Raw genomic sequence first — 13878 nt, forward strand, 5'->3', positions numbered from 1 at the left:
ATAGTGAATGATTATTCATTTATAGAGAAGGAGTCAGCTATGGCGGATAGAATTGAAGGTGTAAAAAAACTCTTTACATCAAAAAGTGCACGCGTTGAGACAAACAAAGGGGATGCTTATTATGAAAAGCTGTTTGAGAAGTGTCAAGCCCGTATTGAAGAGTTAAAGACGCAACAACCGATTAATAACAGATTGGACATTACTGATGTTTTGGAGATGCAGGGAATCGAGAGAAGGGATTTTTTAAAGTGGGCAAGTGCAGTAACCGGTATGCTTATGCTTCCGGCTTCTTTTACTCCGCTTGTAGCTGACGCTGCGCTGCTTATGAACAGAGCGCCTGTTATCTGGCTGGAACTCTCAGACTGTGCCGGAAACTCTGAGGCATTACTGCGTTCAGACGGACCGAAAATTGATGAAATTGTGCTTGATATCATCTCTTTGGAATTTCATGAAACACTTCAGGCTGCTGCAGGACATCAGGCTGAAAAACAGCTTGAAGATGCGATGGAGACTTTCAAAGACAAATACCTTCTGTTTGTTGAGGGAGCGGTACCGCTTGGTATGAACGGACAGTTTGGAACTATAGGTGCAAGCGGTGAGACTATGCATGACCACTTGTTGCGTGTGGCAAAACATGCAGCTGCTGTTGTTGCAGTCGGAAGTTGTGCGACTTTTGGAGGAGTGCCTGCGGCTGCTCCAAATCCGACAGGTGCGGTAGGTGTGATGGATGTCATACAGGGCAAACCTCTTATCAACATTCCTGCCTGTCCTGCCAATCCTGCAAATATGGTAGGGGTTATCTTACACTACATCCTAACCGGACAGGTTCCGGAACTGGATTCCCTGCTTCGTCCGAAGTTTGCTTTTGGTTATAGAATTCATGACAACTGCGAAAGACGGGCACACTTTGATGCAGGTGAGTATGTGGAAGAGTGGGGTGACGAGGGTGCAAAAAACAACTTCTGTCTCTACAAAGTCGGTTGTAAAGGTCCAATGACATTCAACAACTGTTCTATAGTGAGATATAACGAGGGTGTGAACTGGCCTGTTGGTGTGGGCCGCGGATGTATCGGCTGTTCAGAACCGGATTTCTGGGATAAATATGCGTATGAGAGACCAATGGCAGATGCGAAAATTAAAGCACCTACCGGCGGTGTAGAAAAAACTGTTGATGAGTTTGGTTTGGGACTCTTGACCGCAGCGGGTATAGGTATAGGTATTCATGCCGTGGCCAGTGCAGTAGCAGGGAAGAAAGAAGATGGAGGAGAAGCATAATGGCAAAGAAACATATAGTAGTTGACCCTATAACAAGAATCGAGGGTCATTTAAGAATAGAGGCAATTATAGATGAGAACAATACAATTGTAGATGCATATGCTTCCTCAACACTCTTTAGAGGGATTGAGACAATTTTAAAAGGCCGTGATCCACGCGATGCGGGATTGTTGGCTATGCGTATCTGTGGTGTTTGTACGGGAACGCATTATCAGCGAAGTATTGAGGCTGTAGAAGATGCTTTTGACATTACTGTTCCTAAAAATGCGCGTTTGGTGCGTAACCTTATTCAGGGGGCACTCTATATGCATGACCATTTGGTGCATTTTTATCACCTGCATGCACTTGACTTTGTGGATGTTGTTTCAGCACTCTCGGCAGATCCGAAAAAAGCGGCAAAAGAAGCAGAAAAATGGGCTGCAGTAGCCGGAACAGTCCCGTATGAAGGATATGGAGATCTCAAAGAGGTCCAAGAGAGAGTAGCCAAGTTTGTCAAACAGGGCCGTCTTGGAATTTTCGGGAATGGCTATTGGGGGAACAAACATTATAAACTGACTCCGGAACAAAACCTCATTGGTGTTGCGCATTACCTCAAAGCACTGGATATTCAAAGAGATATGGCAAAAATGCAGGCTATATTTGGCGGGAAAAATCCGCATCCTCAGTCTATAGTTGTCGGTGGGGTGACCTGTGTGCAGGATATTCAAAATCCTGCAAGAATTGCTTTGTTTAAACAGCTTTTGCAAGATACCACAAAGTTTGTCAAGCAGGCCTACCTTCCGGATGTTTATATGGCTGGAACAATGTATGCCGATGAGGCAACGGATTCGAAAGCAACATTTACTGAACTTATGCAGGGCAAAGGTGTCGGCGGAACCGGCGGAGGTCTGCTTAACTATATGACCTATGGTGATTTCAGACTTGATGATACCGGTTTTTACAAGGCAAAAACACTTTTTCCAAGCGGACTGGTTTATGGTGGTGATTTGTCAAAAGTTGAAGATGTTGATCCGCAAAAAATTGCAGAAGATGTTACACACTCATGGTATGCAGGTACAGGAAAACCGAACATCCGTATGATGGTACAACCATTCCGGAATATACCGGACTTGATAAAAAAGAGGATGGCATAGCCTACCTTAAAACTGATGAGAAATACTCCTGGATCAAGTCTCCGATTTATAATGATACCCGTGTTGAAGTCGGACCTTTGGCACGTATGGTTGTCGGTGTTGCCAAAAAAGATGAGAGAATAACAAAATATGTCATGAACTTCTTAAAACGCGGTAATTTACCGACAGCGGTACTCTTTAGTACAGTCGGACGTACAGCAGCCCGTGCTATTGAGACAGAGCTTATGGCTGATGTTATGGTTGAGTGGGTAGATGAGTTGGCTGCAAATGCTGCAAGCGGAGATTTGCGAACATGGACAGAGTTTGATTTTGACAAAGTAAGTGTGAAGACAAAAGGAATGGGACTTGCCGAAGCACCTCGCGGAGCACTCGGTCACTGGGTGAGAGTAGAAAACGGAAAAATTTCAAATTATCAGGCAGTAGTGCCTTCAACATGGAATGCTGCACCACGGGATTACAAAGGCCGTTTGGGAGCATACGAAGCAGCACTTATCGGTACAAAGGTGGCTGATCCCGAACAGCCTCTGGAGATTATACGTACCATTCATAGTTTTGATCCTTGTATCGCGTGTGCAGTGCATGTTGTTGATACAAAGGGTAAGGAACTCGGTGTCTATAAAATAGATACCGGTTGCAGTATCTAAGGAGAACAATTATGAAACCTAAATACAAACAAGTCAAAAGGATGACAGCTTTTATGCGACTCAACCACTGGGTTGTCGCATTCAGCATGGTAGGTGCGGTGGTAACCGGACTCTATATAGGGCATCCTTATTATCAGACACTGATTGCTGAGCCTGCTGTTATGAAGTATGTGATGGCATGGAACCGATGGGTGCATTTTATGATTGCAATCATATTTGACGTCAGCAGTATTGTTATCGCGTATCTTTATTTCTTTTCAAGATTTGAAAAACCATATAAAAAGATCATCCCGACGGCAGGAAACATCAAAGAGTTTTTTGAAGTTATCATCAACCTTGTTATGCTGAACCGCCGTAAAAAGTTTGATTCTACTCACAGTGACAGTTTCAATACTGTTTTCTTTTTGCTGTTTCATTTAATGCTTGCATGGATGCTTTTGACAGGACTGCAACTCTATGTACACGGGCTTGAATCCGGGCTGAGTTCTATAGGGTCATGGTGGCCCTGGATGTTGCATTTGGTGACAGACTGGACCCTGCCGGTTTCATCATGGATGATTGGTTCAACGGCAACGGGAACAAATATTATGGATGTGCGCATAGTGCATCATATGACTATGTGGTTTATCCTTTCCTGGGTGGCTTTTCATATCTATTATCAGGTATGGCGTACCATATTTTGGAAAGAGGGAGACATTGGTATTGTTGTCAGCGGTACCAAATTTGTTAAAGAGAAAGAAGCATAGCGCTTCTTTCTGACACAGAAAAATCATTTTAAAGGCATTCAATGGCATTCATTTGGAATTACACACAACATCTTCTCAAAACTATCTTTATAATACAGTCGTATCTATTGTAAAAACCTGTGATATTGTTGCGGACATATCGCAAAGAGAAGGAAAAATTATTTGTGCTTTTGCATCAGAACATGAAAATCTACAAGCGTGTCTTGATACAATTGCACAAAAACTGCCGGCTTCCATCTTTTTAAAAGCTTCCAAAAGTTATGCAAACGAGGAAGAAGTCTCTTCGAAGACAGAATTAAAGAATGAATACCCTTTAAACCTGGGACTTTGCCCCTCCTGTCAAAAAGAGATGTTTGATGTAAGCTCACGCAGATATTACTATCCTTTTACATCATGCAGCTGTTGCGGAGGCAATTACAGTTTTTTAAATACCTATCCCTATGAGCGAAAAACACCTCTATGAAATTTGTTGTTCCCTGTACATCGTGTAAGGAAGAGATGCAAAGTGCCGGTTTGAGAGAATCGCATCACATTAACAGCTGCCAGGAGTGTGGTGTACCGGTACGTCTTGTGAACAAATCGAGTGAACGCTATGCCAATGATGCAGGAAGTTTTCGTACGATGTTTGAGGTGGCGGCAAAAGCACTCAATGATGATAAAAAACTGCTCATAAAAACAACGATGGGATATCGTCTTTTTTACAAAGCCGATACAATGCATGATGACTCCGTGCTTATGATGATAAATGCGGCAAAAATAACGGATCATCTTTCTCTTATCACCGAAGAGTTTAATGCGCTGCTTGGTATTGAGCGACCGATCTTACATGTAACACTTAAAAATGAAGCACTTAAAGAAAAGCTTGGACGCAATACTGCCTATGTAAAGTATCCTGATGACGGATTTTGTATTTTGCTGGGAGCAGAATTGCAAAAACTTGGCGTAGATTTTATTGCCTATGAAGATGCTGATGCTGCCTGTGAGGCTGATATGCTGATGGATTATGACCTTGAAATCAATCCGCAAAAAGATATGAGAGTCTTTTTAAACAAAGATGTCTCTTTTATTGCCCAGGGAGAGAGAGTCTCTTTCCCCTCACATAATCTGAAAAAACGAAACGTTTTGTCTATCGCTGACGAATATATCGGCTTTGCAAAAGAAAATCAGATGTTTTTTGATAAAATGCAACACTTTGACTCTTTACATGTAGAGCAAGTAAATGTCATAGAGGGGACAGAAGAAGTGTATCATCCAAATCAGCATATTTTTATGCCCGAAGAGGCTTCTTTTATGTCTGTGATTGCAGAACATGAGGTTTTCGGAGAAAAATGTGTCGGAGCCTATTTTGACGAAGAACCCTCTTTTTTGTATTATGACGGTAAAAATGTTCTCAGAGTTGTGCCTCCCAAGGCTTTTGATGGCAAAAACATCATAGAAGATATAAAAAATCTCAGAGAAGGGTCTGACAGACTTGTTGCCAATTTGGAAAAAAACATGCCCCGCATTTATAAAAAGCTGCTTCATCTGCAAAAGAAAAAAGATGTGAAGCTTTTTGAAGCAGTGGCAATTTTACTCGGAATTGAAGATGAAACAATGCGGGGCGTTGTCAATGAAGCGATGAAATTTGTAGGCAAAGGCGGTATCCAAATTGACACCCATGTAAGTGACAACCGTTTTGACCATGCGGCTTTTCTCTCAAGCATTATCTCATACCAGTTGGCTGATGTAAGTACTTCTATCCTCGCTTATTCCATATTTGAGAGTTTTGGGGATTATTTTAATGATATTTTACAGGAACTCAAATCCAAAACAAAAGCCCAACACATTGTACTGTGCGGAACACATTTTTCAAACCAGTCACTTTTTTCAAGAATGCAAAGAAATTTGAAAATGTCTCCGCCTCTTATGAACATGAATTATCCAATTGGCAAGGAGAGTGCTGTTGTCGGCGGAGTCTATCTGTAGAAAAAAGATATATATCAGCGGTATTGTTCAAGGTGTCGGATTTCGCCCGTTTATTTATGCCTTAGCCAACAGGTACAGGTTATGCGGCTTTGTTTTTAATGATGGAAATGGCGTTGTTGTTGAAGTACAGGGGGAAAACGAGACGCTTCTTGAATTTATCAAAGAGATTGATTTTTCAGCGCCGCCTTTGAGTAGAATAGATACGCTTGGCATTGAAGATATACAGCTCAAAAGTGATGATGGTTTTAGTATTGTAAAATCCCAAGACAGCGCTCTTTCAACAATGCTGAGCCCGGATATGACACTGTGTGATGACTGCAAGCGTGAAATGTTTGATAAGAAAAACCGCCGTTACATGTATCCTTTTATCAACTGTATCAACTGCGGACCGAGATATACCATTATAAAAAATCTTCCATATGACAGAAAAAACACCTCAATGCAAAACTTTACAATGTGCGATACATGTAAAGAGGAGTATGAGGACCCGACAAATCGCCGTTATCATGCGCAGCCGATTTCCTGTTATGACTGTGGACCAAAGTTGGAATTTGTATCTTTGATGGAAGAGTGTCAGGCTCAGAACAATGAGGCTGTAGAAAAAATATGTGAGTGTATAAAATCCGGTAAAACAGTGGCTGTCAAAGGACTGGGCGGCTTTCATCTTGTATGTGATGCAAGAAATGAAGAAGCAGTGATGCTTTTGAGAATTAACAAGCACAGACCAAGCAAACCGTTGGCTGTAATGTTTGAAAATATAGAGTCTTTACAAAAAATCTGTCAAGTTTCCAAGCGTGAAAAAGAACTCATAGTTTCAAAAGAGCGTCCCATTGTTTTGGTAAAAAAGAAAAGCCAGCAACAGGTATTATGCAAATACATTGCTCCGAATATAGACAAAATCGGTGCGTTCCTTCCCTATACACCCTTACATGAATTGATTTTAAAAAAACTCAAATTCCCCATAGTAGCCACAAGTGCAAATTTAAGTGATGAACCGATTATTCAAGATCAAAAAGAACTCTTTAAAAAATTGCCCCTTGTTGTGGAAGTATCGCTTAACCATGACCGTGAGATCATTAACGGCTGTGATGACAGTGTTATGATGCAGATTGCCGATCAAAATATCACATTACGGTTGGCACGGGGTTTTGCCCCACTGAGTTTTGTAACAAAGATACAAAAGAGTAAAAAAATCCTGGCACTCGGTGCACAGCAAAAAAGTACAATTACTTTGGCTTTTGAGGGAAATATTGTTATTTCACCTCATATCGGGGATTTAAATACAGTTGGTGCTATGGAGTATTTCAGGCAGACTGTGCAAACTTTTCAAAGACTTTATAATTTTCAACCTGACATTATTGTATGTGACAAACATCCAGGATATGAAACAACAAAATGGGCCAAAGAGTACATACAAAATCATCCCTTATGTGAACTTATACAGCTGCAGCATCATTATGCGCATGCTTTGGGTACGATGGCAGAGTATGATTTGGATGAAGAAGTTTTGGTATTTTGTTTTGACGGTACAGGTTTTGGAGACGATGGAGTGTTATGGGGTGGTGAAGTGCTTTTGGCAACACCAAAAGCGTACAAAAGAGTCTGCCATATGGAAGAATTTTTTTTGATAGGGGGTGAAAAAGCGATAAAAGAACCAAAGAGAGTTGCTCTTTCCCTTTTGTTTGATATTTTTTCTCTTGAGGAAATAAAGAGTATGCCCAATGATTTTGTATCTTCTTTGGATAAAAAGGAGATACAAACGCTCTACCTCATGCGAAACAGGGGTATAAACTCTATACAGACTACTTCTGTGGGAAGACTCTTTGACGCTGTGTATGCCTTGTGTGGTTTTTTGAATCCTTTAGGACACGAAGGAGAGAGCGGGATGATTATGGAGAGTCTTGCACGCGAATTTAAAACAAGAAAGAAGTATACTTTTGAGGTAAAAGATGATGTGATATCTTGTAAAAATCTTATCAAGGAGATACTTGTCGAAGAGAAAAAAGAGCTAATACCGGCAAAATTTATGAATGCTCTTGCTGCGATGATAATACAAATCAGCTTACAACATAAAAATAAAAGAGTAATACTCAGCGGAGGCGTTTTTCAAAACAGTTATTTACTGGAAAAAGTTGTGTCTCTTTTTCAAAAAAATCATATTAAATATAATATTGCATCAAAAGTACCGGTAAATGACGGTGGTATATCACTGGGGCAGGCCTATTATGCATTACATCAAAACAGTATCAAGGAAAATTATGAATAAAAAAGTAGCACTTATCGGAAGCGGCAATGCATTTTTTAAAGATGAAGGGGCAGGTCTGTATGCCGGAAAGTTTTTAAAAGAAAATTTTGATTTTGAACCGGAAATCGAAATAGTCGATGGAGGGACACTGGGCTTTAGACTAATGCCTCTTTTGCAGGAATATGATGCAGTCATTATTGTAAATACAGCCTCTGATAATATGAAAAAAACGGGAGAGATCAGTGTAAAAACAACTGATGAATTTTTAGACGGAGAGCTTGTCAAAAAAACTGCCAATGAAGTCGAAATTGCCGAAATGCTGCAAATTTGTTCTATGAGTGAAAAAATGGCAGAGACAACGGTCATCAGTATTGTTCCAGAGGATATTATATCGGTAGAAGTGGCATTGAGCGAAACTCTTGAGTCGCATTGGCAAAACTATATCAGTGTTATTTTGCAGACCTTGAAAAATATGGGCATTGTTGTGAAAGAAAAAGAAAAAAGATGCTCTTTGGAAGATATTTTGCATATATTTGCCAATCCGAGTATAGAATTTAATCGTGGTTTTTAACAGGAATATAAGATATATCCACAACTCCTGTAATTCCTCAAAGTTCAAAGCAAATTATTGCATCTGCATTATCGGCTTACAGGGTTTTTGAAACTTTCAATAATAGCTTCCAATGAGACAGGATGTTCATTTTTGCTTACTTGAATTCCCTCTTTTTGCAAGACAGCAATGACAGTATCAATATATGTACCAAAAGTCTCCTGCATAGTCATACTTAATCCTATACATACATCAATTTTTTGTGGCACTATACCGATGATACTCGATTTAGGGATCTCTTTTCCCATAAGTTCTAAAATATCAAAACACTGCAACACACCTATTTCATGTGCTCCGCCGGAATTGAGACCATATCCTGTAAGCTCATTTGATGGTATATGATAGATACTGCCGGGTCTGTCATCTATCTCAATGGCATCAAGAATGATGATATGTTTATACTCCATAAAAAGATTTAAGAGATTTATGCCTTCAACACCGCCGTTGACAATATCTGTCTGCGGAGAAAATGTGTAGTTTTTTTCCAGGTATTGTGAAGCATAGACAGCTACACCATCATCAAATTCTAAAATGTTTCCTACGCTCAGGAGTGCCAGTTGTTTCATGTCTGCTCTTTAAAATAATTTTGTATGAGAAGTTCTAAAGCTTCTTCTTTTGAATAATTGAATTTAAATTCAAACTCTTTGAGATAATAGTCAAAAAGTTTATGGGAAACACCTTTATATACAAGAATCGATTTTTCAAAATATTTCCAAAAATCAAGAATTTTGTTTTCTTTGTTTGAAAGTCGGATGAGTTTGCTTGCTCTTTGAAATTTTTTAAACTCTTTGGTATACGTATCTTCAAGGTTGTCTTCTAGAAACTGATTTTTATATTTTTGCAAAGAGGGCATTAAAAGTGTATAAATATATCCATTATAGTCAAAAGTCAAAAAATTGTATGCATCAAAGATGGCACCGCTTTTATGCTTTTTTGATTTTTCTAGATAAAAATATTCTTCATATTCTACGGCATTGTCTCTTATTTTCATATAATGTTCTTCACTGATATTTGCACAAAGCATTCTGAAATCCTGATAATAGTTTTTTGCACAGACATAGGAGATATGCAGCAGTTTCGATGCATCTAAAGCACTTTTGTTGTCTAAAAAAGCCTCCATCAGAAAAAGTACTGTATTTACTCTTTTTATTGAAAGCTTTTTTTTGCATTGTGAACATTTGATATTGTGTGAATGCAGACGATACATGTAACCACCGCAATATAAACATTCGGTTTGCCATTGCATTGTAACTCCAAAGTTCTAAAATTATATAAGAAATACTGCTTTTTAGCTTTCTTTTACATAATATAGTATAAAATCTTTTAAACCTGAATAAACATTCATTTTTAAAGGATAAAACTTTATGGAATTAGGATATATGATAATCTTCTATTACGGGATACTTCATGCATTTGGGCCTGACCATTTAACAGCTATTGCGGATTTTTCTATCGGAAAGTCTATGAAAAAAACCATGATGATTACAGTTATGTTTGCATTTGGCCACGGATTGACACTTTTTATGTTTGCAAAGATCTTAGAGGTGTATCGATTGCCTGAGGCAATAACAGCATATGGGGATATTATCTCTTCAACTGTTATTATCGGAATGGGAATATATCTTTTGTATATGGTCTATACGGACAAAATCCATCTCAACAAACATATGCATGACGGAAAAGAACATATTCATATCTATTTTGGAAAAGAGCATACACATACCGAAAATATAGAAACAGCATCAGCATGGACCATGGGAGCGCTGATGGGTATGGGCGGAGTACGAGGTATGCTTGTTACTCTTGGTGCTCTTCATGACAAGAGTATAAATTTCGAGATGATACTCTTTTTCATAGCAGGGGTAAGTATTGTGTTTGTTTCTTTCGGAGGCATTATTTTATATCTCAACAAAGAAGTTTTGACAAACAAAAAGAATGTAAGAAGAGTCTTTACAACAGCCGGTTTCATATCGGTTCTTGTAGGTGCTGATATGTTATTAGGATAAGGAGAAAACATGTGTGCAGATTGCGGATGCAGTATAACAGGAACAACTTTAGGAGATGGGCATCACCATCATCACGACCATAGCCATGAACACCAGGCAGCACATGAAACACTGCATCATAACCCACAGCTCAATGATTCTAAAACGATTAGTGTCATTACAAAAATTTTAGATAAAAACAATCATGAAGCAGGACATAACCGTGCCCATTTTGATAAACACAATGTCTTGAGTATTAATCTGATGAGCAGCCCGGGAAGCGGAAAAACGACACTTTTGGAAAATATGGCTGATATGGCTGATTTTAAGTTTGGAGTCATCGAGGGTGATTTGGAAACAAGCAGAGATGCTGAGCGGATTAAAGCAAAAGGGATACCGGCATATCAGATTCAAACAGGCAGTGCCTGTCATTTGGATGCTTTTATGGTACATAAGGGTCTGCATGAAATGCCTCTTGAGGAGATTGATGTCTGTTTTGTGGAAAATGTCGGCAATCTTGTCTGTCCTGCATCTTATGATGTCGGTACACATCTGAATATTGTCCTTGTTTCGGTTCCTGAGGGGAGCGACAAGATAGAAAAATATCCTGTAATGTTTCGTCAGGCTGATTTGATACTTATTACAAAAACGGATTTGCTTGAGCATTTTGAGTATGATGTGGAACATGAAAAAAATGAAGCACGAAAAATCAAGCCAAATGTAGATATTTTGGAAGTAAATATCAAAGACAAAGCCTCCGTTGAAAAAGTGATAGACTGGATAGAGTTTAAAAGAAAGATGAGAGGGTAATATGTGCTTATCAATACCAAGCAAAGTAGTAAAGATAGACAAAGAGCGTAATGTTGCGGTTGTTGATACTATGGGTATCACAAGAGAGGCAGGACTCGAACTTATGGAAGAAGATGATGTACAAATCGGTGATTATGTATTATTGCATATCGGTTTCATTATGAACAAAATAGATGAAGAGGATGCCCTCGAATCACTCAGAGTTTATAATGAAATTTTAGAAAAACTTGATGAGGAAGAGCGGCGTTCTTTGGTTGAAGAGGATGATAACTGTCCAAACAGAGGTGCATAAAATGAGCCAACTCCAGTTAAAAGATCTGTATGACGGTTTTCGAAATCCTGAGGTAATCGAGGGTTTTGCAAAACTTATAAACGAAGAGGCAAAAAAACTTCCAAAACCGGTTAATATCATGGAAGTCTGTGGCGGTCATACACACTCTATCATGAAATTTGGTCTCCCGCAGCTTCTGCCAAAAAATATAAACTTTATCCACGGACCGGGATGTCCTGTATGTATTATGCCAAAAGAGCGGATTGATCATGCCTACATATTGGCAGAGCTTGATGATACGATTTTGGTAACACTCGGTGATATGATAAAAGTACCCGGAAGCCACGGCAGTCTGCAGGATGCTCGTGCAAAAGGTGCGGATGTGCGTTTTGTCTATTCTCCGCTTGATACACTCAAAATTGCTCAGGAAAATCCGGATAAAAAAATAATCTTTTTTGCCATCGGTTTTGAGACAACAACGCCTATGACAACTTCACTTATAGATATTGTTATTAAAAAAGAGATAAAAAACATTTTCTTTCATATCAACCATGTCACGGTTCCTGAAGTCATGGTGGAGCTTATAGACAGCAGAGATGAACATGTAGACAGCTATAACAACAGAATTGATGCTTTTTTGGGGCCTTCACATGTAAGCGTTATAACGGGAAGTAAAATTTACGAAAAATTCCCAAAAAAGTATAACAGACCTGTAGTGGTTGCAGGGTTTGAGCCGGTCGATGTCATGGAAGCTATCTTGATGATAGTCAGACAGTTCAATGAAGGCAGATGCGAACTTGAAGTGGAGTACAAACGACTCGTTTCGTATGACGGCAATAAAAAAGCACAGGCACTTATAGAGAAGTATTTTGAAAAAGCCTCTCTTTTTAAATGGCGGGGACTTGGAAATATTCCCGATAGCGGATACAGACTCAAAGACGAATATGCTTATCTTGATGCGGAACATATTTATGCTGATATTTTACCAAAAGAGGAGATAGAAGACCATAAGCTTTGTATCTGCGGTGATATACTTCGAGGAATGGCAAAACCAAACGAATGTACGATCTTTGGTACAGCCTGCAAACCGCAGACACCGCTTGGCAGCTGTATGGTCAGCAGTGAAGGTGCCTGTGCGGCGTATTATAAATATGGAAATCTATTATGAACAAACAGATAACTTTGGCCATGGGTAATGGCGGAGAAGAGAACAACGAGCTTATCTCCAAAATTTTTTACAAAGCGTTTAAAAATGAGATATTGCAAAAAAGTGAAGATGCCGCGGTGATACATGGCGGTGAACTTGCATTTTCTACAGACAGTTTTACGGTAAGCCCTCTTTTTTTTCCGGGAGCAGACATAGGAAAGCTGGCTGTATGCGGTACATGTAACGATCTTGCCATGATGGGTGCAAAGCCGAAATATCTTACATGCAGTGTTATTATAGAAGAGGGGTTTTCAACCCGTGAACTTGAAAAAATAGTGCGCAGTATGAAAAAAGAGCTTGAAGTCAATGGTGCTGTAGTTGTCAGCGGTGATACAAAAGTTGTTCCCCGTGGCAGTGTTGACAAAATCTTTATCAATACAACAGGAATAGGAGAAATCCAAAAAAAAGGGATAAGCTCCAACAATATCACAACTGATGATGTTATTTTGCTGAGTCGTGATATCGGATGTCATGGTGCAACCATCTTTTGTGCTCGTGAGGGAATAGAACTCTCAACTACCTTAGAGAGTGATTGTGCATCACTGACCCATCAGGTGCAGGCTTTGCTCGATGCAGGTGTGAAAGTCACTGCTATGCGGGATGCAACGCGTGGCGGAGTCAGTGCGGTACTGAATGAATGGGCAAAACAATCCAATATCTGTATAGAAGTGCAAGAAGATGCTGTTCCTGTTTCGCAGGAGGTAAACGGAGTATGTGAGATGTTGGGGTTTGAAGCACTCAACCTTGCAAATGAAGGTACTTTTGTTTTGGCAGTGAAAAAAGAAGATGAGCAAAAAGCACTTGATATACTGCATGGTTTTGAAAATTCCAAAAATGCTGTTACAATTGCCAGTGTCACCCAACAATACAGTCAAAAAGTTATATTGTTAAGCCCGTACGGAACAAAAAGGTTTTTAGATACCCCTACAGGGGAACTTTTGCCCCGTATCTGTTAAGGGTTTTCAGAGGCGCGCTTAAGCTACTTAT

Annotated in this window: 13 protein-coding genes and 1 pseudogene; 12 read left to right on the forward strand and 2 right to left on the reverse strand. The window is 39.5% G+C overall.

Annotation, left to right across the window (positions count from 1 at the left end; genetic code table 11):
* Window positions 1-39 precede the first annotated feature (39 nt).
* The 7 genes and pseudogenes from MLC44_RS05405 (at window position 40) to MLC44_RS05435 (ending at window position 8579) form a co-directional block, all read left to right on the forward strand.
* A complete protein-coding gene (locus MLC44_RS05405) occupies window positions 40-1275 on the forward strand; it encodes a hydrogenase small subunit (RefSeq protein ID WP_151900575.1) in 1236 nt (411 codons plus the stop codon).
* A pseudogene (locus tag MLC44_RS05410) lies at window positions 1275-3052 on the forward strand (nickel-dependent hydrogenase large subunit). Before MLC44_RS05405 ends, MLC44_RS05410 begins: the two are co-directional and overlap by 1 nt.
* 11 nt (window positions 3053-3063) lie before the next feature.
* Window positions 3064-3798: a cytochrome b/b6 domain-containing protein gene (locus MLC44_RS05415; RefSeq protein WP_151900573.1), complete on the forward strand. Its 735-nt coding sequence runs from the start codon at window positions 3064-3066 to the stop codon at window positions 3796-3798.
* 52 nt (window positions 3799-3850) lie between these two features.
* Window positions 3851-4261, forward strand: coding sequence for a hypothetical protein (locus MLC44_RS05420; RefSeq protein WP_434658747.1), 411 nt, complete (start codon window positions 3851-3853; stop codon window positions 4259-4261).
* Window positions 4258-5763: a Kae1-like domain-containing protein gene (locus MLC44_RS05425; RefSeq protein ID WP_434658748.1), complete on the forward strand. Its 1506-nt coding sequence runs from the start codon at window positions 4258-4260 to the stop codon at window positions 5761-5763. The genes MLC44_RS05420 and MLC44_RS05425 overlap by 4 nt, the downstream gene beginning before the upstream one ends.
* Window positions 5741-8029 carry a carbamoyltransferase HypF gene (gene hypF, locus MLC44_RS05430; RefSeq protein ID WP_434658750.1) on the forward strand — a complete coding sequence of 763 codons (2289 nt, stop codon included), beginning with the start codon at window positions 5741-5743 and terminating at the stop codon, window positions 8027-8029. Before MLC44_RS05425 ends, hypF begins: the two co-directional genes overlap by 23 nt.
* On the forward strand, window positions 8022-8579 hold the full coding sequence (locus MLC44_RS05435) for a hydrogenase maturation protease (RefSeq protein ID WP_434658751.1): 558 nt from the start codon (window positions 8022-8024) through the stop codon (window positions 8577-8579). Before hypF ends, MLC44_RS05435 begins: the two co-directional genes overlap by 8 nt.
* A 68-nt stretch (window positions 8580-8647) precedes the next feature.
* Here the strand turns inward: MLC44_RS05435 and MLC44_RS05440 are convergent, their stop codons facing one another.
* Together MLC44_RS05440 and MLC44_RS05445 are read right to left on the reverse strand one after the other, a co-directional pair.
* The gene (locus MLC44_RS05440; protein ID WP_434658753.1) at window positions 8648-9184 is read right to left on the reverse strand and encodes a HyaD/HybD family hydrogenase maturation endopeptidase; all 537 of its coding nucleotides are present in this window, start codon (window positions 9182-9184) and stop codon (window positions 8648-8650) included.
* A complete protein-coding gene (locus MLC44_RS05445) occupies window positions 9181-9864 on the reverse strand; it encodes a transposase (RefSeq protein ID WP_434638082.1) in 684 nt (227 codons plus the stop codon). Before MLC44_RS05445 ends, MLC44_RS05440 begins: the two co-directional genes overlap by 4 nt.
* A gap of 118 nt (window positions 9865-9982) precedes the next feature.
* Between MLC44_RS05445 and MLC44_RS05450 the strand changes: the two genes are divergently transcribed.
* Genes MLC44_RS05450 through hypE form a run of 5 tightly spaced genes read left to right on the forward strand, consistent with a single transcriptional unit; the run spans window position 9983 to window position 13847 of the window.
* Window positions 9983-10624 carry a hypothetical protein gene (locus tag MLC44_RS05450; protein WP_434638084.1) on the forward strand — a complete coding sequence of 214 codons (642 nt, stop codon included), beginning with the start codon at window positions 9983-9985 and terminating at the stop codon, window positions 10622-10624.
* A gap of 9 nt (window positions 10625-10633) precedes the next feature.
* Window positions 10634-11413, forward strand: a complete 780-nt coding sequence (gene hypB, locus MLC44_RS05455; protein WP_151900566.1) for a hydrogenase nickel incorporation protein HypB — start codon at window positions 10634-10636, stop codon at window positions 11411-11413.
* A 1-nt stretch (window position 11414) separates the two neighbouring features.
* On the forward strand, window positions 11415-11705 hold the full coding sequence (locus MLC44_RS05460) for a HypC/HybG/HupF family hydrogenase formation chaperone (protein WP_151900565.1): 291 nt from the start codon (window positions 11415-11417) through the stop codon (window positions 11703-11705).
* 1 nt (window position 11706) lies between these two features.
* Window positions 11707-12852 (forward strand): hydrogenase formation protein HypD, encoded by a 1146-nt coding sequence (gene hypD / locus MLC44_RS05465; RefSeq protein ID WP_151900564.1) that lies wholly within the window; start codon window positions 11707-11709, stop codon window positions 12850-12852.
* A complete protein-coding gene (gene hypE, locus MLC44_RS05470) occupies window positions 12849-13847 on the forward strand; it encodes a hydrogenase expression/formation protein HypE (protein ID WP_434658755.1) in 999 nt (332 codons plus the stop codon). The genes hypD and hypE overlap by 4 nt, the downstream gene beginning before the upstream one ends.
* Window positions 13848-13878 lie beyond the last annotated feature (31 nt).

This window comes from Sulfurimonas sp. NW9, from assembly GCF_051132275.1.
Lineage (GTDB): Bacteria > Campylobacterota > Campylobacteria > Campylobacterales > Sulfurimonadaceae > Sulfurimonas > Sulfurimonas hydrogeniphila.

Coding starts and splice junctions, on each gene's coding strand:
- hypE (WP_434658755.1), top strand. CDS start 12,849: ATGAACAAACAGATAACTTTGGCCATGGGTAATGGCGGAGAAGAGAAC.
- MLC44_RS05445 (WP_434638082.1), bottom strand. CDS start 9,864: ATGCAATGGCAAACCGAATGTTTATATTGCGGTGGTTACATGTATCGT.
- MLC44_RS05415 (WP_151900573.1), top strand. CDS start 3,064: ATGAAACCTAAATACAAACAAGTCAAAAGGATGACAGCTTTTATGCGA.
- hypD (WP_151900564.1), top strand. CDS start 11,707: ATGAGCCAACTCCAGTTAAAAGATCTGTATGACGGTTTTCGAAATCCT.
- MLC44_RS05460 (WP_151900565.1), top strand. CDS start 11,415: ATGTGCTTATCAATACCAAGCAAAGTAGTAAAGATAGACAAAGAGCGT.
- MLC44_RS05450 (WP_434638084.1), top strand. CDS start 9,983: ATGGAATTAGGATATATGATAATCTTCTATTACGGGATACTTCATGCA.
- MLC44_RS05405 (WP_151900575.1), top strand. CDS start 40: ATGGCGGATAGAATTGAAGGTGTAAAAAAACTCTTTACATCAAAAAGT.
- MLC44_RS05425 (WP_434658748.1), top strand. CDS start 4,258: ATGAAATTTGTTGTTCCCTGTACATCGTGTAAGGAAGAGATGCAAAGT.
- MLC44_RS05435 (WP_434658751.1), top strand. CDS start 8,022: ATGAATAAAAAAGTAGCACTTATCGGAAGCGGCAATGCATTTTTTAAA.
- MLC44_RS05440 (WP_434658753.1), bottom strand. CDS start 9,184: ATGAAACAACTGGCACTCCTGAGCGTAGGAAACATTTTAGAATTTGAT.
- hypB (WP_151900566.1), top strand. CDS start 10,634: ATGTGTGCAGATTGCGGATGCAGTATAACAGGAACAACTTTAGGAGAT.